Annotated in this window: 26 protein-coding genes; 23 read left to right on the forward strand and 3 right to left on the reverse strand. The window is 60.8% G+C overall.

Going from position 1 to position 26,797, the window contains the following annotated elements:
* Positions 1-149: 149 nt before the first annotated feature.
* The 17 genes from rem (at position 150) to folD (ending at position 15,639) form a co-directional block, all read left to right on the forward strand.
* On the forward strand, positions 150-821 hold the full coding sequence (gene rem / locus GA0061105_RS24745; protein ID WP_064693840.1) for a transcriptional activator Rem: 672 nt from the start codon (positions 150-152) through the stop codon (positions 819-821).
* A 121-nt stretch (positions 822-942) separates the two neighbouring features.
* The gene (locus GA0061105_RS24750) at positions 943-2,247 is read left to right on the forward strand and encodes a flagellar hook protein FlgE (protein WP_064693841.1); all 1,305 of its coding nucleotides are present in this window, start codon (positions 943-945) and stop codon (positions 2,245-2,247) included.
* 19 nt (positions 2,248-2,266) lie between these two features.
* A complete protein-coding gene (flgK, locus tag GA0061105_RS24755; RefSeq protein WP_064693842.1) occupies positions 2,267-3,754 on the forward strand; it encodes a flagellar hook-associated protein FlgK in 1,488 nt (495 codons plus the stop codon).
* Between the two features lie 3 nt (positions 3,755-3,757).
* Complete coding sequence (locus tag GA0061105_RS24760; RefSeq protein ID WP_064693843.1) at positions 3,758-4,810, forward strand: flagellar hook-associated family protein; 1,053 nt, start codon at positions 3,758-3,760, stop codon at positions 4,808-4,810.
* A gap of 36 nt (positions 4,811-4,846) precedes the next feature.
* Positions 4,847-5,194, forward strand: coding sequence for a flagellar biosynthesis regulator FlaF (gene flaF, locus GA0061105_RS24765; RefSeq protein ID WP_064693844.1), 348 nt, complete (start codon positions 4,847-4,849; stop codon positions 5,192-5,194).
* On the forward strand, positions 5,191-5,640 hold the full coding sequence (gene flbT / locus GA0061105_RS24770) for a flagellar biosynthesis repressor FlbT (protein ID WP_064693845.1): 450 nt from the start codon (positions 5,191-5,193) through the stop codon (positions 5,638-5,640). The genes flaF and flbT overlap by 4 nt, the downstream gene beginning before the upstream one ends.
* Positions 5,631-6,056, forward strand: coding sequence for a flagellar hook assembly protein FlgD (flgD, locus tag GA0061105_RS24775; RefSeq protein ID WP_064693846.1), 426 nt, complete (start codon positions 5,631-5,633; stop codon positions 6,054-6,056). The genes flbT and flgD overlap by 10 nt, the downstream gene beginning before the upstream one ends.
* Before the next feature lie 92 nt (positions 6,057-6,148).
* Positions 6,149-6,415: a flagellar biosynthesis protein FliQ gene (gene fliQ / locus GA0061105_RS24780; protein WP_064693847.1), complete on the forward strand. Its 267-nt coding sequence runs from the start codon at positions 6,149-6,151 to the stop codon at positions 6,413-6,415.
* A 170-nt stretch (positions 6,416-6,585) separates the two neighbouring features.
* Complete coding sequence (gene flhA / locus GA0061105_RS24785; protein ID WP_064693848.1) at positions 6,586-8,673, forward strand: flagellar biosynthesis protein FlhA; 2,088 nt, start codon at positions 6,586-6,588, stop codon at positions 8,671-8,673.
* Entirely contained in the window at positions 8,670-9,422 is a 753-nt protein-coding gene (gene fliR / locus GA0061105_RS24790) for a flagellar biosynthetic protein FliR (protein WP_064693849.1), read from the forward strand. The genes flhA and fliR overlap by 4 nt, the downstream gene beginning before the upstream one ends.
* Before the next feature lie 7 nt (positions 9,423-9,429).
* Positions 9,430-9,843 (forward strand): hypothetical protein, encoded by a 414-nt coding sequence (locus GA0061105_RS24795; RefSeq protein ID WP_092753522.1) that lies wholly within the window; start codon positions 9,430-9,432, stop codon positions 9,841-9,843.
* Between the two features lie 31 nt (positions 9,844-9,874).
* Positions 9,875-10,438 carry a rod-binding protein gene (locus tag GA0061105_RS24800; protein ID WP_064693851.1) on the forward strand — a complete coding sequence of 188 codons (564 nt, stop codon included), beginning with the start codon at positions 9,875-9,877 and terminating at the stop codon, positions 10,436-10,438.
* 119 nt (positions 10,439-10,557) lie between these two features.
* Complete coding sequence (locus tag GA0061105_RS24805; protein ID WP_003556590.1) at positions 10,558-10,923, forward strand: hypothetical protein; 366 nt, start codon at positions 10,558-10,560, stop codon at positions 10,921-10,923.
* Complete coding sequence (locus GA0061105_RS24810) at positions 10,923-11,462, forward strand: hypothetical protein (RefSeq protein ID WP_064693852.1); 540 nt, start codon at positions 10,923-10,925, stop codon at positions 11,460-11,462. The genes GA0061105_RS24805 and GA0061105_RS24810 overlap by 1 nt, the downstream gene beginning before the upstream one ends.
* Positions 11,463-11,859: 397 nt before the next feature.
* On the forward strand, positions 11,860-12,702 hold the full coding sequence (locus GA0061105_RS24815) for a WecB/TagA/CpsF family glycosyltransferase (protein ID WP_064693853.1): 843 nt from the start codon (positions 11,860-11,862) through the stop codon (positions 12,700-12,702).
* Positions 12,703-12,870: 168 nt separating this feature from the next.
* Positions 12,871-14,619, forward strand: coding sequence for a GumC domain-containing protein (locus GA0061105_RS24820; RefSeq protein ID WP_092753524.1), 1,749 nt, complete (start codon positions 12,871-12,873; stop codon positions 14,617-14,619).
* Between the two features lie 120 nt (positions 14,620-14,739).
* Positions 14,740-15,639 carry a bifunctional methylenetetrahydrofolate dehydrogenase/methenyltetrahydrofolate cyclohydrolase FolD gene (gene folD / locus GA0061105_RS24825; protein ID WP_064693855.1) on the forward strand — a complete coding sequence of 300 codons (900 nt, stop codon included), beginning with the start codon at positions 14,740-14,742 and terminating at the stop codon, positions 15,637-15,639.
* Positions 15,640-15,645: 6 nt separating this feature from the next.
* Here folD and GA0061105_RS24830 read toward each other — a convergent pair whose 3' ends face one another.
* Positions 15,646-16,674, reverse strand: coding sequence for a LacI family DNA-binding transcriptional regulator (locus GA0061105_RS24830; protein ID WP_064693856.1), 1,029 nt, complete (start codon positions 16,672-16,674; stop codon positions 15,646-15,648).
* A gap of 297 nt (positions 16,675-16,971) precedes the next feature.
* Between GA0061105_RS24830 and GA0061105_RS24835 the strand changes: the two genes are divergently transcribed.
* From GA0061105_RS24835 to GA0061105_RS24860, 6 genes are all read left to right on the forward strand, one after another.
* Positions 16,972-18,333, forward strand: a complete 1,362-nt coding sequence (locus GA0061105_RS24835) for an ABC transporter substrate-binding protein (protein ID WP_092753526.1) — start codon at positions 16,972-16,974, stop codon at positions 18,331-18,333.
* Positions 18,334-18,515: 182 nt separating this feature from the next.
* Complete coding sequence (locus tag GA0061105_RS24840; protein ID WP_092753528.1) at positions 18,516-19,529, forward strand: carbohydrate ABC transporter permease; 1,014 nt, start codon at positions 18,516-18,518, stop codon at positions 19,527-19,529.
* Position 19,530: 1 nt separating this feature from the next.
* Complete coding sequence (locus tag GA0061105_RS24845) at positions 19,531-20,694, forward strand: carbohydrate ABC transporter permease (protein WP_092753530.1); 1,164 nt, start codon at positions 19,531-19,533, stop codon at positions 20,692-20,694.
* Between the two features lie 34 nt (positions 20,695-20,728).
* A complete protein-coding gene (gene bglA, locus GA0061105_RS24850) occupies positions 20,729-22,381 on the forward strand; it encodes a beta-galactosidase BglA (RefSeq protein ID WP_092753532.1) in 1,653 nt (550 codons plus the stop codon).
* 105 nt (positions 22,382-22,486) lie between these two features.
* On the forward strand, positions 22,487-23,575 hold the full coding sequence (locus GA0061105_RS24855) for an ABC transporter ATP-binding protein (protein WP_092753534.1): 1,089 nt from the start codon (positions 22,487-22,489) through the stop codon (positions 23,573-23,575).
* Between the two features lie 176 nt (positions 23,576-23,751).
* On the forward strand, positions 23,752-24,105 hold the full coding sequence (locus GA0061105_RS24860; RefSeq protein WP_009996042.1) for a hypothetical protein: 354 nt from the start codon (positions 23,752-23,754) through the stop codon (positions 24,103-24,105).
* An 86-nt stretch (positions 24,106-24,191) separates the two neighbouring features.
* Here GA0061105_RS24860 and edd read toward each other — a convergent pair whose 3' ends face one another.
* Positions 24,192-26,012 (reverse strand): phosphogluconate dehydratase, encoded by a 1,821-nt coding sequence (edd, locus tag GA0061105_RS24865; protein ID WP_092753536.1) that lies wholly within the window; start codon positions 26,010-26,012, stop codon positions 24,192-24,194.
* 79 nt (positions 26,013-26,091) lie between these two features.
* Positions 26,092-26,790, reverse strand: coding sequence for a 6-phosphogluconolactonase (gene pgl / locus GA0061105_RS24870; protein ID WP_092753538.1), 699 nt, complete (start codon positions 26,788-26,790; stop codon positions 26,092-26,094).
* Between the last annotated feature and the right edge of the window lie 7 nt (positions 26,791-26,797).

Here is a 26,797-nt window from a genome sequence, read left to right on the forward strand (position 1 = left end):
TCAAGGGCGCCTACTACATCTAGATCAAATCGCCACGCAGGTCTTAATCAATTATTAATTCCTGCCATTCACTTTAACGAGTTGTCGCCGATTCGCGCGATTCGTACCCATAGATCATCGAAGTGCCACGCTGATTCGGAGGCGGACGAATGATCGTAGTGGTTGATGAGCGCGAGCTCGTAAAAGACGGATACACATCTCTGTTCGGCCGGGAGGGCATCCCCTCGACCGGCTTTGATCCATCGGAATTCGGCGAGTGGGTGCAGACCGCCGCCGATTCGGATATTGCGGCGGTCGAGGCCTTCCTGATCGGTCAGGGCCAGCGCAGTCTCGAGCTGCCCCGGGCGATCCGGGACCGTTCGATGGCGCCGGTGATCGCGGTCAGCGATCAGCCTTCCCTCGAAAACACGCTCGCGCTGTTCGATTGCGGCGTCGACGACGTGGTGCGCAAACCGGTCCATCCCCGCGAAATCCTCGCAAGGGCGGCCGCGATCCGGCGCCGGCTGAAGGCGATCGCCAATTACACCGATATCGGCGGCATCCGCGTCTTCTCCGATGGTCGCGACCCCGAGATCAATGGCGAAGTCTTTGCGCTTCCCCGGCGCGAGCGCCGCATCCTCGAATATTTGATCGCCAATCGCGGTCGCCGGGTCACCAAGACCCAGATCTTCAACGCCATCTACGGCATCTTCGATGAAGAGGTCGAGGAGAACGTCGTCGAAAGCCACATCTCGAAGCTGCGCAAGAAGCTGCGCAAGAAGCTCGGCGTCGATCCGGTCGATTCCAAGCGCTTCCTTGGCTACTGCATCGATTGGGCCTGATTTTCTCGGCCGGGCGGCGCCCGGCTGGACTGATATTGGCCTCGCAACTCCCAATGACAGACAGCTTCACGCAAGGCCCGGCAAATACTCTTGAGCATAACGGGTAAAACGAGGTTTTCAGATGAGCATTTTCGGCAGCATGAAGACGGCAGTGTCGGGCATGAACGCGCAGGCGAACCGCCTCAGCACCGTCGCCGACAACATCGCCAACGTGAACACCACCGGCTACAAGGCCGTGTCGACCAGCTTCTCGTCGTTGGTCCTGCCTTCCTCGGGCGGCAACTACAATTCCGGCGGCGTCCAGACCTCGGTGCGCCAGGCTGTCTCCGACCAGGGCGATATTTCCTACACCACGTCGCCCACCGACCTTGCGATTTCCGGTGACGGCTTCTTCATCGTGCAAGGACCCGACGGTACGCCGGTCCTGACCCGTGCGGGCGACTTCCAAAAGGACGACGAAGGCAACCTCGTCAATGCCGCCGGCTTCCAGCTGATGGGTTATTCCTATGACTCCGGCGCTCCTGCCGTCGTCGTCAACGGTTTCGATGGTCTCGTTCCCGTCAACGTCAATCAGGAAGGCCTGACCGCCATCGCCTCGACGTCGGGTGTCTTCAAAGGCAACCTCGATTCCAACGCCAAGGTAGCTCCGGTCGCTCCTGCGACGGCGCCGAGCGCCAACCTTGCCACGACAACGACCGATACCAAAAAGTTCTCGATGGTCGCCTACGACCGTCTCGGAAACAAGGTGATGTATGACTTTTACTTCACCAAGACCGCCGTCGTCACGCCGCCGCCGGCGCCTCCCGGTGTTGCCAGCACCTGGGAAGTTTCGATCTATCGCAACGCCGATGCGGCCGTTGGCGGAACGTCGTCCTTCCCCTACACTACTGCCGGTGGTGACGTTGGCCTCGGCTCACTGACATTCGACGCCAACGGCAAGATGATTTCGTCCGGCGCAATTCCGATCGTCGATCCGGTGACCGGTCTGACGATTAACATGGATCTCTCCGGTTTCACCCAGCTCGGCGCCGATTTCGCTGGCACCGGTACACCGAACGGCCAGGCTGCGAGTCCCGTCAAGGACGTCACGATAGACGGGGACGGTATCGTCTATGCCAAATATGAAGACGGCAGCACCAAGCCGCTTTACCGCGTTCCGCTGGCCAATGTCGCAAGCCCTGACAAGCTGACGCTGATGAGCGGCAACGTCTACAGCGCCAACGGCCAGTCTGGCGTCACGGTAACGGGTTTCCCGCAGACCAACGGCCTCGGCACGATTAAGGCGGGCGCTCTCGAAGGTTCGAACGTCGACCTTGCAGGCGAACTGACCGAGATGATCGAGTCGCAGCGCAGCTATACCGCCAATTCGAAAGTTTTTCAGACGGGTTCCGACATCATGGACGTACTCGTCAATCTCAAGAGATAAGTAAGGTAACGGCTAAGCCATGTCGCTCACGTCCGCACTTAATACCGCGCAGAGCATATTCAACAATACCGGCACGCAGAGTAGTGTCGTATCGAACAATATCTCGAATGCCGGCAACAAAGATTACGTGCGCCGGCAGGCAATGCTCACCACGTCCCTGAACGGTGCGCAGGTCGTTCAGATCAATCGTGCACAGGAAGACGCCCTGCTGCGTCAGTATCTGAAGACCTCTTCTCAGGACAGCGCCCAGCAGACCCTGCTGGGCGGTCTTGAAGACCTTAAATCGATCATGGGCGGCAACGACTACGAAACGTCGCCCTCCACCTATCTCGGTGTTTTCCAGCAGAAGCTTCAGGCGTTCCGCACGACGCCCGGCAGCACGGTCGCCGCTCAAGGCGCCATCACCGCCGCCCAGGACGTCGCCAACTCGCTGAACAATGCCTCCCGATCCGTTCAGGACGTTCGCGCTAGCGCCGACAAGGAAATCACCACCGCCGTCGATACGCTGAACACGCTGCTCAGCCAGTTCGAGAAGGCCAACAATGCGGTCAAGACTGCGACGGCTTCCGGTACGGATGCATCCGGCGCTCTCGATGAACGCGAGAAAGCCCTGAAGCAGATTTCGCAGCTCGTCGGCGTCAGCGCGACGACGCGCGACAATAACGACATGGTGCTGAGCACGCCCGACGGAACGATCCTGTTCGAGACGATCCCGCGCAAGGTGACGTTCAAGTCCCAGGATGTCTATACCGCCACGACCGTCGGCAATTCCGTCTACATCGACGGTGTTGCACTGCCGCTGGGCAAGGGCTCGACGACGACGGGGCAGGGCAGCCTCCAGTCGCTGCTGCAGATCCGCGACGAGATCGCTCCCAATTTCCAGAAACAGCTCGACGAAGTCGCTCGCGGTCTGGTCTCGCTCTTCAAGGAGCAGAATACCGCAGGGCCACCAGCCTATGTGCCGGGCCTCTTCACCTGGAGCGGCGGCACGGTCGATACCGGCGCCGTCGCGGTTGCCGGCATGGCGTCGACCATCACGGTCAGCAGCCGCGTCATCACCTCGCAGGGCGGCGATCCGATGCGTTTGCGCGACGGCGGCGTCAACGTTACCGGCCTCGTCCTGAACACGTCAGGCGTCAGCGGCTACACAACCGAACTCGACCGCCTATATACCGCGATGAGCGCCGACATTGATTTCGACCCGGCAGCGGGAGCGCCGGTCGGTTTTGACGCTACAACGGGCATCGATTCGAACGTCAGCATCATGGAATACGCGACGAATTCCCTCGGATGGCTCGAGCAGTATCGCAGCAACGCCACGACGGCGGCGGAAAATACCTCTGCGGCACTGTCGCGCTCCGACGAAGCCTATTCCAATGAGACGGGCGTCAATCTCGACGAGGAGCTGACGCTGCTTCTCGACATCGAGCAGTCCTATAAGGCGGCGACCAAGATTTTGAACGCCGTTGACGAAATGCTGAAGTCATTGCTGGATATCGCGAGTTAAGCCATGAAGAGCTCATTTATTTCAAGTTCGGCCATTCAGAATGCGATGCGGCTGACGATCCGCCAGGCGCAGAACCAGATGACGAAGGCGACGATGGAAGCAACGACGGGAGTCTATGCCGATATCGGTGTCTCGCTCGGGGGCAATGCCGCCAGAAGCGTGGATTTCACCCGCGAGACCGACAGGATAGCTTCGATCAAAGCAAGCAATTCGCTTGTCAGCGCACGCATGGAATCCTCACAGCTCGGCCTTTCCAAGATGAAGGACGTCGGCGACGGCCTGGTTTCGAAGCTGACGGCGCTGCAGGGCAGCCGCGATCCCGGCAGCATCACCGTCGCCATCCAGTCGGCGACCAGCGCACTCTCGACGATGATGGACACGGCCAACACCATGGTGAACGGGGAATACCTGTTCTCCGGCATCAACACCGATGTGCAGCCGCTGACCGACAAGACGACGGCGACGAGCGCCGCCATCGTTACCGCACTGAACACCTATGCAGCCGCTCTCGTCCCGCCGAAGGCGGTCAGCGCTCTCACCGGCGCCGAGATGGAGACCTTCATCACGACGCAGGTCGAGCCGATGTTCAATCAGGCAAATTGGACCAACGCGGCGACCGGCTGGTCGCAGGCATCGAGCCAGAACATGACGAGCCGCATCAGCAACTCGGAAGTGATTGAATCCTCGACCAACGCCAACTCCGAAGGCATGCGTTACTTCGCGCTCGCCTCTGTCATGACCACCGCGCTGCTCGGCCAGAACCTCAGCACCGATGCAATGACGACGGTGTCCAAGCAGGCCATCAGCTACACGGCCAAGGCGACAAGCGGCCTCGTAACGCAGGCAAGTCAGCTCGGCCTATCGCAGGAACGCGTCAAGAAGTCCAACGATGCTCTCGACGCCCAGTCCAACATCATCAAGAACAAGCTGGTCGATCTTCAGGGCGTCGACCCGTACGAGGCCTCGACCCTCGTCAAGACTTTGGAAACGCAGCTTGAAACCGCTTACACGATCGTCTCGAAGATCCAGCAGCTGAGTCTTGTGAACTACCTTTGATGAGCAAAGGCGCGCAATATAAAGAAGGATGCATGAATGTATCAGTTCTCATATGCCGAAGTCATGCAGGACTCGGTAGCCGACGCGAAAGAGCGGGAATGGCAGGTTCTCGACCGGTCCATAGAACTGCTGGCGTTGGCGCGCGACAAGGAAAAATACGGCCGGGAAGCCATTGAAGCCCTGTTTTATACGCGCCGGGTGTGGATCAGCTTTGTTGAGGATCTGAAACACCCGGACAACCAGCTGGATATCCAGCTCAGGGCCAACCTCATCTCGATCGCGATCTGGATATTGAAGGAATGCGACAGGATCAGAAAACGTCTGTCGAATAACTACCAGGGCATCATCGACGTTACCACCATCATCAGGGATGGACTTAAATGAAAAGTACACTTCGCATTTCTCTGAAAGCCGGAGAGAGAATCTTCATCAACGGCGCCGTCCTGCGCGTCGACCGCAAGGTCGCGCTGGAATTCCTGAATGATGTGACGTTCCTCCTTGAGAACCACGTCCTCCAGCCGGAAGGCGCGACGACGCCGCTGCGCCAGCTCTATTTCATCGCGCAGATGATCCTCATTAACCCCGAGGGCAAGGAGCACTCGACGGCGATGTTCCGCAAGTCGATCACCATGCTGCTCACCTGCTTCAAGAATGAAGAGATCCTCGCCGAACTGAAGCGGATCGACGCGCTTGTATCGACCGGCCGCGCCTTCGACGCATTGAAGGCGATCCGCGGTCTCTACGCGATCGAAGACAATATCCTCAACAACCACGAACTGCCCCCGACGATGGTCGAGCAGATTCGCAGGGAGATTGCACCATGGCGGTAGATGCCACATCGAGCGTGACGAGTTCGACCTCGAGCTCATCGAGTTCGGCCCAGAAGAAGGCGACGCTCAATTACGACAATTTCCTTCAGCTGCTCATCGCTCAGATGAAGAACCAGGATCCGACCGATCCTATGGATGCCAGCGAGCAGATGTCGCAGCTGGCAAGCTTCTCGCAGGTCGAGCAGACGATCCAGACCAACACCAAGCTGGATACGCTTCTGGCAAGCTCGAGCCTGACGCAGGCCAGCAGCTACGTCGGCAAATATATGGAAAGCGCCGACGGCACCGTCAAAGGCGTCATCGAATCCGTCAAGGTTTATTCCGACGGCATCATTGCGACGACCGAGGATGGCGGTAAGATACTCGTGCAGGCGGGAATCACTGTCGCCGACGAGGCTCCGAGCAGCAGCTCCTGATGGCGAAGGGGCGCCGACGCGCCCGACCGTACCGATCAATCGCAGCCCGGCGACGGCGGGGCTGCTTCAAGGCGATATGAGGTTGCCTTCAGATGAATGAAGCTGATGCATTGGATCTGTTCCAGGCGGCGATCTGGACCGTGCTGATTGCCTCCGGTCCGGCCGTCTTCGCCGCGATGGTGGTGGGCCTCGTCATTGCCTTGATCCAGGCGCTGACCCAGGTGCAGGAGGCAACGCTGACCTTCGTGCCGAAGATCGTCACGGTGCTGGTGGTGGTCGGCGTCACCGCCCCCTTCGTCGGCTCGCAGATCTCGATTTTCACCAATCTGGTCTTTTCGCGCATCCAGTCCGGCTTCTAGCGTAATTCCAACAAAGTGCGCAGGGCTTTTGCCAAGCGCAGAGGGCTTGTGTCGGGGATTTCCGTCGACAACCGCTCTGAGCCACCTTCGCGCAAGCTTCGCCATTTAACTCTCGATCCGAACTGGGCGGACCGCATGTCCGCCTCCTCTCATGAAGAGACGGATTCGTAATGGCGCAACCACCTGCACTCCCCCTTCCGAAAGTCGCCCCGAGCCTGCGCGATGTCGGTTTTGCCCTCGGCATCATCGTCATCATCTGCATTCTCTTCCTGCCGATCCCGCCGTTCCTGATCGATATGGGGCTGGCCTTCTCGATCGCCTTCTCGGTGCTGATCCTGATGGTCGCGCTGTGGATCCAGAAGCCGCTCGATTTCTCGTCCTTCCCGACCATTCTGCTGATCGCGACGATGACCCGGCTGGCGCTCAACATCGCCACCACCCGCGTCATCCTGTCTCACGGCAACGAGGGCCACGATGCGGCCGGCGGCGTCATCGCCGGTTTCGCGAGTCTTGTCATGTCCGGCGACTTCGTCATCGGTCTGATCGTCTTCCTGATCCTCATCACCATCAACTTCATCGTCATCACCAAGGGCGCCACGCGCATCGCCGAAGTCGGCGCGCGTTTCACTCTCGATGCCATCCCCGGCAAGCAGATGTCGATCGACGCCGACCTCTCGGCCGGCATCATCGACGAAAAGGAAGCTCAGCGCCGGCGCAAGGAGCTCGAAGAGGAGAGCTCCTTCTTCGGGGCGATGGACGGTGCGTCGAAATTCGTGCGCGGTGACGCCGTTGCCGGCCTCATCATCACCGCCATCAACGTCTTCGGCGGCATCATCATCGGCTATTTCCGCCACGGCATGCCGATCGGCGAGGCGGCCGACGTGTTCGTCAAGCTCTCGGTCGGCGACGGCCTCGTCTCGCAAATGCCGGCCCTGATCGTTTCGCTCGCAGCCGGCCTTCTCGTCTCCCGCGGTGGCACCACCGGCTCCACCGACCAGGCTGTTGTCAATCAGTTGAGCGGTTATCCCCGCGCGCTTTCCGTCTCGGCCGTGTTGATGTTGGTCCTGGCCCTGATGCCGGGTCTGCCGTTCGTCCCCTTCGTGATCCTCGGCAGCCTTCTCGCTTTCGGCGCCTGGTTCATTCCGCGCCAGGTCGAGGCTGAAAACAAGCTTCGCCGCGAGCAGGAGGAAAAGAAGGTCGTCCAGAGCAAGGAGCTGGAAAAGGACTCGGTCAAATCGGTGCTCCGCACCTCCGAAATCGAGCTCGCACTCGGCAAGATGGTCTCGACGCGCCTGCTTGGCGCTCATCAGGAGCTGGCGTTCCGCGTCGGCAAGATGCGCAAGAAGTTCGCCACGCAATACGGTTTCGTCGTGCCTGAGATCAAGGTCACGGACGACATCGCCATCGCCGAGAAGTCCTATCAGATCCGCATCCACGGCACGACGGTCGCCTCCAACCTGCTGCGTGTCGGCGAAGTCCTCGTCGTCACCGGCGCCGGCCGCAAGCCCAGCATTCCCGGCGATGAAATCCGCGAACCCGCTTTCGGCATGCCGGCCGTCTCGATCCTCGAAAACTTCGCTGACGATCTGAAACGCGAAGGTTTTCAGCCGATCGACAACGTCTCCGTCGTGCTCACGCATATGAGCGAGGTTATTCGCAATAACCTGCCGCAGCTTCTGTCCTACAAGGACGTCAAGGTTTTAATCGATCGGCTCGATCCTGAATACAAGAAGCTCGCCGATGAGATCTGCTCGTCGCACATGTCCTATTCGGGCCTGCAGGCGGTGCTCAAGCTCCTGCTTGCCGAGCGCGTTTCGATCCGCAACCTGCACCTCATTCTCGAAGCGGTGGCCGAGCTTGCCCCGCATGTCAGGAAGACCGAGCAGATCGTCGAGCACGTCCGCATCCGCATGGCTCAGCAGCTCTGCGGCGATCTCGCCGATAATGGCGTCCTGCGTGTGCTCAGGCTCGGCAGCAAGTGGGATCTCGCCTTCCACCAGGCGCTGAAGCGCGATGCCAAGGGCGAGGTCATCGAATTCGACATCGATCCGCGCAGCCTGGAGGAGTTCAGCGAGCAGGCGAGCAAAGTTATCCGTGAGTTCATGGACCGCGGCCTGCCATTCGCCCTTGTCACATCGCCGGAAACACGCTCCTATGTGCGCATGATCATCGAACGGCTGTTCGCCACGCTCCCGGTCCTGTCGCATGTCGAATTGGCCAAGGGCATCGAGATAAAGATTTTGGGCTCGATTTCATGATAGCAGACCCGCAAGGGACGGTCCTCGCGCTGTTTCTGGTTTTCTGCCGGATCGGCGGCTGTGTGCTGGCTCTTCCAGGTTTTTCCTCGGCGCGCGTGCCCGAGCAGCTGCGCCTCTTCATTGCCGTCGCCCTGTCGATCGCCGTCATGCCGCTGCTCTGGGACACCGTTTACCCGGCCGTTCACACGGGAGCGGGGACCTATATCGGCCTGATTTTCAGCGAATCACTGGTCGGCGTGATGTACGGCATGCTGGCCAGGATCTATACGCTCGGCATGCAGTTCGCCGCCTCGATCATCGCGATGATGGTCGGCTATACCCAGCCGGGTTCCGTCGATGTCATCGAAGACACTCCGGAGACCAGCCTTTCGGCCTTCATCACTTTTGCCGGCATCATGATTCTCTTCATCATGGATTTCCATCACATCGTCTTCCGCGCGCTGATCGATTCCTACACGACCATGCCTTTCGGCGGCCTGGTGCAGATGCGCGCGACGTTGATCTCTTTCACCGACACGCTGGAGCAGACGACCTACATCATGTTGCGGCTGTCGAGCCCATTCCTGATCTACGGCCTGATCTTCAATGTCTCGATCGGCTTCATCAACAAGCTGGCGCCGCAGATCCCGGTCTACTTCATTTCCACGCCCTATCTGCTGCTCGGCGGGCTCTTTCTGATTTATTTCTCGATTGCGGCGCTGGTCAGCCAGTTCGGCCAATCCTTCGCTTCGATCTATATCGGGCGATGAGGCTGTCATGATCGAGAAGAACCGTTCCCAGAAGCTCAAGCGTCTCCTGTCGGTGCAACGGCACATCGAGAGGATGGCGGAGAACGACCTGGCCGAAACCAGCCGTCAACGCATCGAGGTCAATGCGGCGATGGATGACGTCATCGTCGCGCTAGGATCGATGGACCCTGTCCACCACGCTTTCTCGCAAAACTATGCCGATCGATTCGGCAGGCTCACCATTAAGGATCAGCAGCTGACCGGCATGCAGCAGATCCACGAGATGCGGCTGACGCGCGAGCGCGCCAAGGCCGACCGGCTGGAAGAGGGCATGAAAGATGCCCTCGATGCGGAGCGCCGCGAGGCCGACGACAATGCCGTTTATGATGTGATCGATCAGCAATTCGCAACACCAGCCTCCAGCAAGCTTCGAAAACCATAATCGTTACGATCTTAATTCAGAGGATTGTAACGTGGCTATTTCGCCCCCCAGTGATCTGGTCCTGGACGTGGTCAAAGCTGCCGACCCCATGGAGGTTCAGGCGGCCCAGGAAAAACTGAAGGCAAATCGCGCGGCCTTTGCCGCAACGAGCCTCGCCGAGAACGGCAAGGGCTTTTCCAATACGGTCGACGTTCTCGATCATATTGGCCAGAAGAGCGGCCTTGCCAACATCCAAAACCGCGCCAAGACCGAGGAAGTTCCGGAAAGCTACCGGAAGTTCGAGGCCATGGTGCTGCAGAACTTCGTCAAGTCGATGCTGCCGAGCGAAAGTGAAGACGTCTACGGCAAGGGCGCGACCGGCGATATCTGGAAAGGCATGATGGCCGAACAGCTCGGCAACACCATGGCCAAGGGCGACGGCATCGGCATCGCCAAGCAGATGTACAGCGAACTTCTGCGCCGTCAGGAAGGCAAGATCGTTAATGCCGCGACCGATAATGACGACCGCAACACCGCGCTCAGCATGATCGACGACTTCCAGCGCAGGACTTTCGGCACACCGACTGCCGAATCCAAGCCAGATAGAACAGGGTGATTTCCGGCCCGTTGGCCTAAAATCTGGATCCTGTTCCCAATGAGATAATCAGAGCGGATGTCGACCGAAAACCGCACTTTTCGGCATCATGCTCAAAGCGACGCATAACCGAGGGTACAATGGAAATAGTTTCGAACGAATACAGAATTAAATCCGTTCTCGGACGCCTCGAGATGATCATCGACAATGAGAACACCCGGATCGGCAATGATCCGCAGTTCGATCTCAAGGTCTCCAACGCGCACAAGAGCCGCTGCCTCTATGAGCTGTCGATGCTGTTCCGCGATACCGATCCGGCCGAGCTTGCCGCTGCCCATCTCGATCAGCTGCACGGCCTGAAAAAGAAGCTGGTTCTCAACGCCCGGCGTGTCGAGGCGCATCTCGAAGCGGTTCGTGCCGTGGCCGACCTCCTGAAGAATGCGGTTCAGGACGCCGACGCCGACGGCACCTATTCCCAGGAACAATTCGCCGCGCGTGGAAACTGATGGTCAAGCTCGTCCTCACCGGTATCTGGGTTTGCGCCATCACCTTGGCCTCGGTCTATTTTTCGGTGTACCTGGCGACGGCGCCGGCACCCGCTGTAACGGATTCCAAGCAGAGCGCGCTCGAACTGGTGAAGGGTGAAATGATCACTGTGCCCGTTATCTCAGACGGCGCAGTTACTGGTTATTTCATCAGCCGCATCTCATTCATGATGAACAAGGACATGATGAAGGGCGTTACCTTGCCGCTGGCCGAGATGACGACCGACCAACTTTTCAGCCTGCTCGTCGGCAACAAGATGGTCGATCTAGCCCACATCAAATCCTTCGATCCGAAAGCCTTCCGCGAGGAGATCAAGAAGGGCATGAACGAGCGCCTCGGCGGCGAGTATGTCGCCGACGTGATGCTGGAGCAGCTCGACTATCTCTCCAAGCAAGAGATCAAGCAAAATTCGTCCGGTGAGCCGAAGAAGCTCGGCGCACCGGTCAAGATCGTCGAAGGCGCGTCTGTCGAGGGAGCGCCGGCCCCGGCCGTCCATTGACATAACGAATCACGGAGCGTGCCGTGCGCAACTGTCTGCAGCGGTTTTTGCGATCACGACATGCCCAAAAACAAAGGGCTAAAGCGCGAGGAGCGAATCTGAAAGATCGCGACGCGCTTTGGATGCACAAACGGCGCCTTCGGGCGCCGTTTTCGTTGGGCCGCATTTGGTTAATAAACCACTTATGCGAGCATCAAAATTCAAGGAATTTTCCTAAGGGTTGTTTGAAACCGTCCTGCTATATCAGCTGTCACAGCTTGGCATGCGCCGTTTCCGCGTTCGGAGCGACGCCGTTCCATGCCTGACGCGACCGGCCCTTTTCGAGGCCCCCGATTGCGGATATCGGCTTGTTTTCCGGGATGTCGGGCGCATGACGCAACCTCGGCAGGAGGTAGGAATGAATTTGATTGCAAACTTCGCGGTGCTTGCATCGCGGCGGACGATCTTCGATCTGCCCGTCTGCGATCTCGGCTGGGACGATGCCCTCGTTTTTATCAACGAGCTCGCTTCCATTCCCGTCGGCCAGACCGTGGTTTGCTTCGTGAACGCCCATAACATGCTGACGGCGCTGCGCGACGATGAATATTACCGGATCATGTCAAACAATCTGGTGCTGCCTGATGGTATCGGCCTCAACATCGCCTCGCAGATCGCCCATGGCGGCCCGTTTCCCGCCAATCTGAACGGCACCGATTTCGTGCCGGCCTTCCTCACCTTCATGGAGGCGCCGCGCCGCATCGGCTTGATCGGCGGCAAGCGCTCCGTCGTCGAGGCCGCGGCGGTAAATTTCCGCAAGCACACGCCCTGGCATGAATTTGTCGTCATTTCCGACGGTTTTTTCGACAAGGTCGATTCCACCGATGTCATCGACGAGATCGAGCGCCAGAAGCTCGATATCCTGATCGTCGGCATGGGGACGCCGCTTCAGGAGAAATGGGTCCACGACAACATCCGTGCCGACCATGCGCGTCTGGTGCTGACGGTTGGCGCTCTCTTCGATTTCGTCTCCGGCGCCGTCCCGCGGGCGCCGAAAACCGTGCGGATGATGCGTCTGGAATGGGCCTATCGCCTGGTCCAGGAGCCAGCGCGCCTCTGGCGGCGTTATGTCGTCGGCATTCCGGTCTTCCTCTTCCATGTCCTGCGCTATCGCTTCCGCCGGCGCGAAAGAATTCTCAACCACCCGGAAGAGCGCCGCAGCAGCGTCTTGCAGGCGCCGGCCGACCGCAAGAAAGCGAGCTGAGCCCGCGCGTTTCTTGTCGCGCCGGGAGCGCTATCGATCTCGGGCGACGGTAATTCTCGCCGGCTGCGGTTAACCATTTCTTTGCCATGGTTATTTAGGGTAGCTTAATCATCTGCATCGCGTGCGGATGAGCGAACTCGGCCATCATGTGCATGAGATGTGGCGCAAATGTACGATATCAGGGCCAGAAGCAGCTTCCAGGATCGCGCAGCCGCAGGGCCGCGTCCCTTAGATCATACTTATCGCCCGCCGCGATCGGCCAGGCCCGATATCGCGCCGCCCGAGGCCGAACTTCTGCGTGCCATCGGCCGCGCGCTGGAAGAGCAGCGCGTAAAAGCGGCGCGCCCGGCCCCGCTGGTCGACCGCATCGAAACCATCCTCGGCAATCGCCTTCAGGCCGCCAACGATATCGGCCGTCCGCCGGAGCCGGCCGGTTATGCAGAGCCGAGCGCTGCAATTGAAGCGCCGGCGATTCCGGCCGCGATCCGGGATGATCTTGCCAGGCCCGGGCCGTTCGAGCCGCGCCGGCGCACCGGCCGCTTCGGCCTTGTCATGACTGTCGTTGCCGCGACGATCCTTGGCGCGGGCCTGTCGGCGCTGATGCCGGTCGCGCCGGTCCTCCACCGTGCCGAGACGACGCTGGTGGTAAAGACGGATGCGGCCAGCCGCGCCGCCTTCACGCAGGCTGCGGCGAAAGGGCTGCTGTCGGCGCGCATGGTGGCCTCGACGGTCGCTGCGCTGAAACTTGATCACGATCCGGAATTTGCCGGCTCCAGCACCAATGCGCTTGGTGTCGCGTTCGATCTCCTCTCGGCCACCGGTGCTGCCGCCGATCCGGCCTCGCGCGCCGAGGCCGCGCTGAAACAAGCGATCGAGATCGTGCCCGATCCGGTCGCCGGTACGATCCTCGTCAGGGTGACGACCGGCGACAGCGGCAAATCAATGCGCATCGCCGCACGGCTTGCCGAAACGGTTTCCACAGGCAGCGGCGACGGCAGGAGCGCCGAATCCGATACTGCCCTGCGCAAGGCCTATGATGAGGCCAAGGCGGAGCTTGTCGCTTTTACGGCAAAGAGCGGCGAGGGCAACGTCAAGGTGGCGATCGACCTTCGCGGTCAGATCGATCGGCTCGACGCCGATCTGAAACAGGCAGACCAAAACATTCTTGCCGCAAAGGCGCAGACCGACCGGTTGAAGGCGGCAAAACTTGCGGGCGTGCTGGATGGTTCGCTCCCCTCCGACATGCTCTCGCCGGCGCTGCAGGACTGGCGGGACAAATATGCGGTTGCAAGGACGACGCTTGCGCAGCTTTCGGCCGAGCTTGGCCCGCGCCATCCGCGCCTGTTGCAACAGCAGGCTGAAACGGATGGTCTCAAGCAAAACATGGGCAAGGAGCTTGTTCGGCTCGCTCAGCTCGCCAATGCGGCTGCCAAGGCGGCGGTTGATGCGCGCAAGGGCCTGAACGACCGCCGCAACACGCTGATCGCCCAGAGCCGGGATACTGGCGTCGATCTGTCCCGGTTGACCGAGCTGCGCGAAAAGGCGAATGCCGCCCGCTCGCGGCTGGAGCAGTCAGGGTCCGCATCGGGAGCTGCCGACGACGGTCATATGGTCTTGATGAAGCCGCCGTTGGCCTCGGCGCTATCGCCAACGAATGGTCTGACCGGCCGCGCGCTGGCCGGAGCCGCTGCAGGCCTGGCAATCGGCTTTGCCCTGGCCTTCCTGCTGTCCTCACGCAAATCCGTCGCGGCTACCGCAACCGATTTACCGGCGTCCTCTTTGGTCCCTTCTCCGCCACCATCGCCCGTGCCGGCGCCGGCGGCGGTCGACGAGATGGAAGTGCTGCGCTCCGAAATCTCGGGCCTGCGGGACCGGCTCCGCGTTCATGTGATGGAAACGCGGCCGCCGCTGCGCTGAACCAACATTTCCTTGCAAGTTTGATATTGCCTTGCCGCTTTCCGACAGGATAGGGCGTTAGCGGGCATTTGACACTCGTCAACTATCAATAGATTGACGTGAAACAGGGCGGAGAGACGCGTGGCGACAGTAATCGACGGCAAGAACGTAGCTGCATCGGTAATTCAGACGGTCAAGAGTGCGACGGCAGCGCTGGAAAAAAGCAGCGGCGTGACCACCGGTCTTGCGGTCATCATCGTCGGCGACGACCCGGCAAGTCACGCCTATGTCGGTTCCAAGAGCCGCATGGCCAAGGAATGCGGCTTCAAGTCTGTGCAGCACACGCTGCCAGCCGAGACGACGCAGGAGGAACTGGCGGGCCTCGTCGCCACCCTCAACGCCGATCCGTCGATCCATGGCATCCTGGTGCAATTGCCCTTGCCGAAGCCGCTTGACAGCGAGCCGATCATCCAGTCGATCCTGCCGGAAAAGGATGTCGACGGCCTGAGTGTCGTCAATGCCGGCAAGCTCGCCACTGGTGACCTGAAGACCGGGCTGGTCTCCTGCACGCCGGCCGGCGCCATGGTCTTCGTCCGTCGTACCCACGGCGAGGATCTCTCCGGCCTCAACGCCGTCGTCATCGGCCGTTCCAACCTGTTCGGCAAGCCGATGGCGCAATTGCTGCTCAACGCCAATGCGACGGTGACGATGGCCCATTCGAGAACGAAAAACCTCGCCGAAGTCTGCCGCAACGCCGATATTCTGGTGGCTGCCGTCGGCCGGCCGGAGATGGTCAAGGCCGATTGGGTCAAGCCGGGCGCGACTGTGATCGACGTCGGCATCAATCGCGTGCCGGCCCCCGACAGGGGCGAGGGCAAGACCCGGCTCGTCGGCGACGTCGCCTTCGCCGAGGTCTCTGCTGTCGCCAGCACCATCACCCCGGTGCCGGGCGGCGTCGGACCGATGACCATCGCCATGCTGATGGCCAATACGGTCATCGCCGCCCATCGCACTGCGGGGCAGACACCGCCGCAGTTCTGATTATGATTACGGCCGCTGCGGCGCAGGGCCGGTCGAGGCCCTGACGATCAGCTCGGTCTTCCAGAGTTCCTGGTCGGGGAAGGGGCCGGCCTGCTTCACCGTGCCGATCAGCCGCTGCGCGATACGCACACCCGCCGCCCGCAGCGAAGAGCGTGTTGTCGTCAGCGGCACCGAGAAGCTTTCCGGCTTCAACAGCGGCAGCACGTCGTCGTGGGCAATCAGCGAAATGTCCTCACCGAGCCGCAAACCCGCCTGGTTGACCGCGCGGATCGCCCCGAGCGCCATCACCGTGCTGGAACAGAGGATCGCCGTCGGCCGCTCCGGCAGTTGCAGAAACCGTTCCATCGCCAGCAGGCCCTGTTCGTCCGTCATGAGCGCGTGGCTCATGCAATCCTCCTCGAGCGTGAGGCCGCGTTCGCCAAGGGCTGAGATGACGCCGTTCCTTCGGCGGATGGCGAAATCGAGATGCATCGGCCCGTTCATCAAGGCAAAGCGCGTATGGCCGAGCTGCAGCAAGAGCCGCGTCGCATCGTAGAAGGCCCCTTCATTGTCGATGTCGAGAAAGGGATAATCCGGCTCCGCACCGAAGGAGCGGCCGTGCACGACGTAGTGCATCGCGAGCGATTTCAGCATGGCGAGCCGCGGGTCGTGAGCCCGCATGTAGGCGATGAACAGCGCGTCGACATTGCCGCTGATCGCAAGCCGCCGAAGCGCCGCCACCTCATCATCGGGATCAGACGGCATAATGACGAAATGGAAATCGTGGCGCACGGCCTCCTCGCCGAGCCCGGCCAGAAATTCGCCGAAATGCACGTCGGACTGGTGGCCCGGCGCCGTCGGCATGACGAGGCCGATTGAGCCTGCCTTGCCGGTCGCAAGCCGCTGGGCGGCCTTGTTCGGCCGGTATCCGGTTTCCTTGACGGCTTGGAGCACGCGCTCCCGGGTCGCTTCGTTGACCTCGGGATAACCGTTGAGCGCCCGGCTCACCGTCGTCTGCGAAAGCCCCAGCAATTCCGATAGCTGTTTGAGATTCACCTGCTATGCTTCCTCCCGGCCGCCCGTCAGCCACTTCAAAGGCTTGCCACCTCCCAATGGCACCCAAAGCGCTTTCAATTATGTATCATCTCGCGCGCTTGACTCAAGAAAAATCGCTCCATATTTCCCGGATAGGCGCTGCTGCGCCTGCGATTTCGCGCGGGTCCACAGCGGATTTGGCGAATTAACTTGACTCGGGTCCACCGACAGTGGAATGAGTTCGGTTGTCAAAGCGCTTTGAAATTTCTTTTGAAGAGGAATTCGGCGCGGTTGGGATTGTGATGGGAGGTTGATCACATGAAAAAGTCATTTTTGATGGGCGTTGCCGTTGCAGCGCTTTTTGCCGGTGCTGCGTCCGCGGCCGACCTGAAGTTTGCGCCAGGACAGGATTCCAAGTTCAACTGGAAGAGCTATGACGAATTCAAGGCCGCGCATGCCGATCTGAAAGGTCAGCCGCTGACGATCTTCGGCCCATGGCGCGGCGAGGACGAGGCGTTCTTCATGAGCGTTCTCGCCTATTTCACCGAAGCAACCGGCATCGACGCGAAATACTCTTCCTCCGAAAACTACGAGCAGCAGATCGTCATCGACACCCAGGCGGGCTCGCCGCCGAACATCGCCATTCTGCCGCAGCCGGGCCTTCTCGCCGATCTCGCCGGCAAGGGCTTCCTGACACCGCTCGGTGATGACAACTCCAAATGGATCAAGGATAATTACGGCGCCGGCGACAGCTGGGTCGGTTACGGCACCTATAAGGGCAAGGATGGCAAGGAAGCCTTCTACGCCTTCCCATACAAGGCCGATGTCAAGTCGCTGGTGTGGTATGTGCCGGAGAATTTCGAGGAAGCCGGTTACAAGATCCCGACGACCATGGAAGAGTTGCATGCCCTGACCGATCAGATCGTCAAGGATGGCGGCGTTCCCTGGTGCATCGGCCTCGGTTCCGGCGGCGCCACCGGCTGGCCGGCGACCGACTGGGTCGAGGACATCATGCTGCGCATGCAGCCGCCGGAAGCTTATGACAAGTGGACGACCAACGAACTGAAGTTCACCGATCCGGCCGTCGTTGCGGCCATCGACGAATTCGGCAAGTTCGCCAAGAACGAGAAATATGTCGATGGCGGCGTGGCTGCGGTGGCTTCGACCGATTTCCGCGACAGCCCGAAGGGTCTCTTCGCCGTTCCGCCGAAGTGCTACATGCACCATCAGGCTTCGTTCATTCCGTCCTTCTTCCCAGAAGGCACGAAGCTCGGCCAGGATGCCGACTTCTTCTACATGCCGACCTACGCCTCGAAACCGGAACTCGGCAAGCCGGTTCTCGGCGCTGGCACGCTCGTCTCGATCGCCAAGGACTCGAAGGCGGCCCGTGCCTTCGTCGACTTCCTGAAGACCCCGATCGCGCACGAGGTCTGGATGGCGCAGTCGAGCTTCCTGACGCCATATAAGGGCGTCAGCACCGAGGCCTATGCCAATCCGCAGATGAAGAAGGAAGGCGAGATCCTGACGTCGGCCACCACCTTCCGCTTCGACGGTTCCGACCTGATGCCGGGCAAGATCGGCGCCGGCGCCTTCTGGACTGGCATGGTCGATTTCGTCGGCGGCAAGTCCGCCGAAGAGGCTGCCGGCGAAATCCAGAGCGCCTGGGACGGCATCAAGTAATCGTTCAGATATGCCGCCGGCTTGCCGGCGGCATCGTCTGCATCAAGTGGCCGGATTCAACAGTGTCCGGCCATCTGAGGATACTGTGGTCAAGTGCGCACACATATTGGCGGTGACCGGCGCTGGCCCGTCAGAATAAAAACCGGTCGGAATGAGATCAGGGGAAGCAGGGGAGGGACGTAATGCTATTGCAGATAGTGTCCGCATTGGGCGTCGTGATCGCCGCCGTTGTCGCATGCTCGGCCTATTTCTATTTTTCGAACAAAATCCTGGATATGGCACTGCCGGTGAGCGACGGCGACGTCCGCGCCGCATCGCGCAATCTCAACCGTCGCGCTGTCATCCGGCCATGGCTGTTTCTCGGCCCGGCGCTCTTTCTGCTTTTCGTCTACCTCGTCTATCCCGTCGTGGCGACCTTCATTCTCTCCTTCTACGACCGCACCGGTCTGCAGTTCGTCGGTCTCGCCAACTATAAATGGGCGATCGGCGACCGCGAATTCCGCCAGTCGATCTTCAACAATATCCTCTGGCTCGCCGTGGTGCCGGCCGCCTGCACCTTCTTCGGCCTGGTCATCGCGGTGATGACCGATCGCATCTGGTGGGGCAATATCGCCAAGAGCATCGTCTTCATGCCGATGGCGATCTCCTTCGTCGGCGCCTCGGTCATCTGGAAATTCATATATGAGTATCGTGGCGGCAACGACGTCCAGATCGGCCTCTTGAACGCCATCGTCCAGCTCTTCGGCGGCACGCCCGAAGTGTGGATCTCCATTCCCTTCTGGAACAATTTCTTCCTGATGATCATCCTGATCTGGATCCAGACCGGTTTCGCCATGGTCATCCTGTCGGCCGCGCTGCGCGGCATTCCCGAGGAGACGATCGAGGCCGCCGTCATCGACGGCGCCAATGGCTGGCAGATCTTCTGGCGCATCATGGTGCCGCAGGTCTGGGGCACCATCGCCGTCGTCTGGACGACGATCACCATCCTTGTCCTGAAGGTCTTCGACATCGTGCTAACCATGACCAACGGCCAGTGGCAGACCATGGTGTTGGCGAACCTGATGTTCGACTGGATGTTCCGCGGCGGCGGCGATTCCGGCCGAAGCGCCGTCATCGCCATTATCATCATGCTCGCCGTCACGCCGATCATGATCTGGAACGTGCGCCGCGCCAATCGCGAACTGAAGGGCCACTGAGATGACCGCTGTCGGAAGTTACTTCAAGATCGGCCCCGCCCGTCTCTTCGTTCACCTTGCCGTTCTGCTGATCGTCATCATCTGGCTGATCCCGACGCTCGGCATCTTCGTCAGCGCCCTGCGCGACAAGGACCAGATCGTCGTCTCCGGCTGGTGGACGTCCTTCGTCGGCTCGACGCAGACTGTCGCCGTGCGCCTGGGGACGCCGGATCAGCAACAGCAGGAAGGTGCCAACTACGTCATTTCAGGCAATGTACTGGAAGGACAGACGGGCCGCTCGGTCAAGGCTTTCGGCAATCGCGTGCAGCAGCCGGCCGCCTTCGAGGCCGGTCAGACTGCCGATCTCGGCGACGGTGAAACGCTGCAGATCAACAGCGACGGCAGCTATCGCTATATGAAAAACGCCGCTTTCTCGCCCGATCAAAGGCCGCGGCGCATCTATGTCTCCGTTTCGGCGCCGCCGGAATTCACGATGCAGAACTACAACACGGTACTGAGGGGCGAAGGCATCGGCCAGTCCTTCATCAATTCGCTGACGGTGACCATCCCGGCGACGATCATCCCGATCCTGATTGCCGCTTTTGCCGCCTATGCCTTGAGCTGGATGGAGTTTCCCGGTCGCGCGCTGCTGATTGCGCTCGTCGTCGGCCTCATCGTCGTGCCGCTGCAGATGTCGCTGATCCCGCTTCTGCGCCTCTATAACGAGGTCGGCAATATGCTCAACCAGCCGTCGAAGACCTATCCCGGCATCTGGCTGGCGCATACCGCTTTCGGTATGCCGCTCGCCATCTTTCTCCTGCGGGCCTATATTGCCGGCCTGCCGAAGGAGATCATCGAATCCGCCCGCGTCGACGGCGCGAGCGATTTCGAGATCTTCACCCGCATCGTTTTGCCCTTGTCCTTCCCGGCACTAGCCTCCTTCGCCATCTTCCAGTTCCTGTGGGTGTGGAACGACCTGCTTGTCGCCATGGTCTTCCTCGGCACCGACAAAGACCACATCGTGCTGACCGGCAGCCTGAACGCGCTGCTCGGTTCTCGCGGCGGCAATTGGGAGATTCTGACGGCGTCGGCCTTCGTCACCATCATCGTGCCGCTGCTCGTTTTCTTCGGGCTGCAGCGTTATCTGGTGCGTGGTCTGCTGGCCGGCTCGGTCAAGGGCGGCTGACCATTTCCGAACGTGAATTCAAACAGGATATTCCATGAACGTGGCTTCCCAATCGATCTCGACTCCCGATAAGGACTGGTGGCGTGGCGCGGTGATCTATCAGATCTATCCGCGCTCCTACCAGGATTCGAACGGCGACGGCATCGGCGACCTGAAGGGCATCACCGCCCGCCTGCCGCATGTCGCAAGCCTCGGCGTCGACGCAATCTGGATCTCCCCCTTCTTCACCTCGCCAATGCGCGATTTCGGATACGACGTTTCCGATTATGAGAACGTCGATTCGATCTTCGGCACGCTTGTGGATTTCGACACGATGATCGCTGAGGCCCACCGCCTCGGCATCCGCGTGATGATCGACCTCGTCATCTCCCACAGCTCGGACCAGCACCCCTGGTTCGTGCAGAGCCGTTCCAGCAAGACCAACGCCAAGGCAGATTGGTATGTCTGGGCCGACGCCAAACCCGACGGCTCGCCGCCGAACAACTGGCTGTCGATCTTCGGCGGTTCCGCGTGGGCGTGGGATCCGACGCGCATGCAATATTACCTGCACAATTTCCTGACTTCTCAGCCGGATATGAACCTGCATAATCCGGAAGTGCAGGACCGTCTGCTCGATGTCGTGCGCTTCTGGCTCAATCGCGGCGTCGACGGCTTCCGCCTCGACACCATCAATTTCTATTTCCACGATCCGCTCCTGCGCGACAACCCCGCGCTCGCGCCCGAGCGGCGCAACGCCTCGACGGCGCCGGCAGTCAACCCCTATAATTTCCAGGAGCACATCTACGACAAGAACCGGCCGGAAAACCTTGCCTTCCTGAAGCGCTTCCGTTCCGTTCTCGAAGAATATCCGGCAATCGCCGCCGTCGGCGAGGTGGGTGACAGCCAGCGCGGCCTCGAAATCGTCGGCGAATATACCTCCGGCAATGACAAGATGCATATGTGTTATGCCTTCGAGTTCCTCGCGCCCGATCCGCTGACGCCGGAGCGCGTCGAGGAGGTGATGGAGGATTTCGAAGCGGCCGCGCCCGATGGCTGGGCCTGCTGGGCCTTCTCCAACCACGACGTCATGCGTCACGTCAGCCGCTGGGGCGGGCTGGTCGCCGATCACGACGCCTTCGCCAAGCTCTATGCCTCGCTGCTTATGACGCTGCGCGGCTCCGTCTGCCTTTATCAGGGTGAGGAACTGGCCCTGACGGAGGCCGATCTCGCCTATCAGGATCTGCAGGATCCCTATGGCATCCAGTTTTGGCCGGAGTTCAAAGGCCGCGATGGCTGCCGCACGCCGATGGTCTGGGATAGCCACGTCGCCCAGGGCGGCTTCTCAACCGTCAAGCCCTGGCTGCCGGTGCCGGTCGAACATATTCTGCGCGCCGTCAACGTCCAGCAGGGCGACGAGAGTTCGGTGCTGGAGCACTATCGCCGCTTCATCGCCTTCCGCAAGCTCTACCCGGCCTTCGCCAAGGGGGAGATCGAATTCGAAGAGACCGAGGGCGATAGCCTGGTCTTCACCCGCGAGTACGGCAATGAGAAGTTGCTCTGCATTTTCAACATGAGCCCGGGCGAGACCAGCGTCACTCTGCCTGCGGGAGAATGGCAGGCATTGACGGGCCATGGCTTTACCAGCAACAACTATGGCGACAAGATCGATATTCCGGCCTGGGGGGCGTATTTCGCCCGTCTCGCCTAAATCAGGATGATTTTGGCGAGGCCGGGCTAAAATCCCGATCGGATCTGAATCGAAGTTAGAGCATGATGTCCCATCATGCTCCGGAAATCAGGAGGGGAGAGAGAAATGACTGGACTGACACTGAAGGACATCCGCAAATCCTACGGTTCCGTGGATGTCCTCCATGGTATCGACCTCGATATCAAGCAGGGCGAATTCATCGTCTTCGTCGGTCCGTCCGGCTGCGGCAAGTCCACGCTTCTGCGCATGATCGCTGGTCTCGAGGCGATTACCGGCGGCGAGATGTATATCGACGGCATGCTGGTCAATGACGTGCCGCCGTCCAAGCGCGGCATCGCTATGGTCTTCCAGTCCTACGCGCTCTATCCCCACATGACGGTCTACGACAACATGGCCTTCGGTATGAAGATCGCCGGCGAAAGCAAGCAGGAGATCGACCGCCGCGTCCGGGCGGCGGCCGAAAGCCTGCAACTGACCAAATATCTCGACCGCCTGCCGAAGGCGCTGTCCGGCGGCCAGCGCCAGCGCGTGGCGATCGGCCGCGCCATCTGCCGCGATCCGAAGGTCTTCCTTTTCGACGAGCCGCTGTCCAACCTCGATGCGGCGCTACGCGTCGCGACCCGCATCGAAATTGCCCGTCTCAACGAGCAGATGGCCGATACGACGATGATCTACGTGACCCACGACCAGGTCGAGGCGATGACGCTCGCCGACCGCATCGTCGTCCTTTCGGCCGGCAATATCGAGCAGGTCGGTGCGCCGCTTGAGCTCTACGAGCGCCCAGCCAACCTCTTCGTCGCGAAATTCATTGGCTCGCCCGCCATGAACATCATTCCGGCGACGATCGCGCAAACCGGCAGCCAGACGACTGTGACGCTGACCGGCGGCATGTCGGTGACGTTAGATGTGGCGACCGACGGCTCCGAGAAGGGCAAGCGGGCGAGCTTCGGCGTTCGCCCAGAGGATCTGAGGATCGCCGACGGCGCCGACTACGTTTTCGAGGGCGAAGTGTCGATCGTCGAGGCGCTCGGCGAAGTGACGCTGCTATACATCGAGGGCCTGGTTCCCGGCGAGCCGATCGTCGTCAAGCTGCCGGGCATCTACGATGTCCACAAGGGCCAGAAGATGCGCTTTGCCGCCGACCGGCAGAAGCTGCATCTCTTTGACGCGACCGGCCATACATACCGGAAATGAGGCGGCCATTTTTGGGGTGGTAATCCCGGGAATTATGCGGGGGCAGCCGAATTCTCACTTTCTGTTAAAGATCGGCTGCTACCTTTTCCTCATCGATTTATGAGGGGGATAAGCACGTGGCCGCTTCCAATCCGTCACAGCCAAGATCTCATTTCCTGAGCAAGGAAGAATCCTTCATGTATGACCGCGAGGCGCGGTTCAAGATGGAGGACACAATGAATGCCGCGCGCATCGAATATACCGAAAAGGGCGTCATGCATGCGGCTTCGCGCCGCTGCGATATTGTCCGCATCTCGATGAGCAGCGCGACACTCGCAATCCTGACCCAGTTCAACCTGCCGAAGCAGTTCTATCTGGACATTCCGGATGCCCGCATCACCAAGGTCGGCTGCCTGCTGATGAAGGTCAACGCCAACAACACGATCGAGGTCCGCTTCCTGCGCCTGCTGACGCAGAAGGAGCTAAACAAGATCTTCGTCTATAGCACGCACCCGGCGCACAAGGATTACGTCCTCGATATCCGCGCCTGACGGGCAGTTTCGGATCGCAAATAGAAAACCCGCGGGGCACGTCACGCGCGCCCCGCGGGTTTTTGCTTATACGCACCTGATCACGCTCAGTGGAAGAGCACGCTGGCGCCTTGATCCGAAGCGCCGACGGCGCGGCGGAAGGGGGCGAAGAGCTCGCGGCCCATGCCGAACTCATTATCGGAGAGATCGACGCTCACCGGCTCGCGCTCGGCCATATCGGCCGCATCGACCAGCACTTCGAGCGTGCCCTTGATCGCGTCGAGGCGAATGATATCACCGTCCCTGATGCGGGCAATCGGGCCGCCATCCACCGCTTCCGGCGTCACGTGGATCGCCGCCGGCACCTTGCCGGAGGCGCCGGACATGCGCCCGTCGGTCAGGAGCGCCACACGGAAGCCGCGATCCTGCAGCACGCCGAGCGGCGGCGTCAGCTTGTGCAGTTCCGGCATGCCGTTCGCCTTCGGACCTTGGAAGCGCACGACGGCGACGAAATCGCGGTTGAGCTTGCCTTCCTTGAAGGCGTCCTGCAGTTCCTGCTGGCTGTGGAAGACGATCGCCGGCGCCTCGATGACATGGCGCTCGGGCTTGACAGCGGAGATCTTGATGACCGCCTTGCCGAGATTGCCGCGCAGCATCTTCAGCCCGCCATTCGCCTGGAAAGGCGTTTCGATGCTGGAGAGCACCTTCGGATCGTGGCTCTTATCCGGCGAGGGCTCGCGCAACACGGTCCGGTTTTCGCCGAGACGGGCATCGACCGTATAGGCTTCGAGACCCTGACCGAAGACGGTGCGCACGTCGTCATGCACTAGGCCGTGCTTCAGGAGTTCCTTGATGAGGAAACCCATGCCGCCGGCTGCCTGGAAGTGGTTCACGTCGGCAAGCCCGTTCGGATAGACGCGGGCAAGCAACGGCACGACTTCCGAAAGCTCGGCAATATCCTGCCAGGTGAGCTGGATTCCGGCTGCCCGTGCCATGGCGACGAGGTGCAGTGTGTGGTTAGTCGAGCCGCCGGTCGCATGCAGGCCGACGACGCCGTTGACGACCGAGCGCTCGTCGATCATCTCGCCGGCCGGCGTGAATTCGTTGCCGAGCGCGGTGATCGCTAAGGCCCGCTTGGCGGCTTCGCGCGTCAGCGCTTCGCGCAGCGGCGTGCCGGGATTGATGAAGGAGGAACCCGGCATGTGGAAACCCATGATCTCCATCAGCATCTGGTTGGAATTGGCCGTGCCGTAGAAGGTGCAGGTGCCGGGACCATGATAGGATTTCGACTCCGCCTCCAGGAGCTCGGCGCGCCCGACCTTGCCCTCGGCGAAGAGCTGGCGCACGCGCGACTTCTCGTCGTTCGGCAGGCCCGTCGTCATCGGACCGGCGGGAACGAAGATAGACGGCAGGTGTCCGAAGGAAAGCGCGGCGATGACGAGGCCCGGCACGATCTTGTCGCAGACGCCGAGGAACAGGGCGGCATCGAACATGTTGTGCGACAGGCCGACGCCCGCCGACATGGCGATCAGGTCGCGCGAGAAGAGCGACAGCTCCATGCCCGGCTGTCCCTGGGTGACGCCGTCGCACATCGCCGGCACGCCGCCTGCCACCTGTGCGACACCGCCTGCCTCGGCGGCCGCCTCACGGATGATCGCCGGATAGGTCTCGAACGGCTGATGGGCCGAGAGCATGTCATTATAGGCGGTGATGATGCCGAGATTGGCTATGCGGTCGCCGGCGAGTGCATCTTTCTCGGCGGGGGAACAGACCGCAAAGCCGTGAGCGAGGTTGGCGCAGCCGAGCACCGAGCGCTGCACACCCTTGGAAGCAGCGGCGCGCAGGCGTTCCAGATAGCGCTCGCGGGTTGGCTTCGAGCGTTCGACGATGCGATCGGTGATCGCAGAAATGCGTGCATGAGCGGACATGGAAAATCCCTGCCTTATTCGTTGTCTCTATCTGTTTCGGCGGCTCCGGCCTGAAATCCGGATCCGGGTCTGGGGCCGATCAGGGAGCCCAGTAGATCTCGACCGGGGAAGTGGCCCGGCGCAGAACGGCGCGGATCGGCATTTCTGCCTCGTCACCGCTGCGTTCCGCCTTGGCGAGTACGTCTTTTTTGCCTTCGCCCTCGATATGGAGCACCAGGAGTGCGGCATCCTGAAGACTGGAGAAGGTAAAGGTCAGGCGCGGCTCGCCGGCCCCTTCCGCCTCCATGGTGATGATGCCGCGCGGCGTCGATGCGTCGAGCGCCCGGGCAAGATTGCTGCCGCCGGGAAAGAACGAGGCCGTGTGGCCGTCGCCGCCCATGCCCAGGATGACGACGTCGAAAGGGATACCGATCTCGGCGCTCTTTTCTGTCGCGAGCCGTGCTGCCTCTTCTACTGAGGATGCCGGCTGGTAAAGCGGTACGAAACGCGCGGACTTCGCCTTGTTCTGGAGGAGATTGGCATCGACCAGCAGATGGTTCGAGCGCGCATTGTCGGCCGGAACGAAGCGTTCGTCGACGAGGGTGATCGTCACCTTGTCCCAGGCGATGTCGCGTGTTGAAAGCGCCTGGAAGAAGGCCTTCGGCGTCGAACCGCCGGAAACGGCGATGGACGCCGCACCGCGGGCGGCGATTGCCGCCGAAAGCTTGTCGGCGACCTTGTCGGCGAGGCTGCCGGCGAGGTCTGCGGCACTGGCGAAGGAATGCAGGGTCGATGCCATCGATCTC

Source organism: Rhizobium aethiopicum (assembly GCF_900094625.1).
GTDB classification, from domain to species: Bacteria; Pseudomonadota; Alphaproteobacteria; order Rhizobiales; family Rhizobiaceae; genus Rhizobium; species Rhizobium aethiopicum.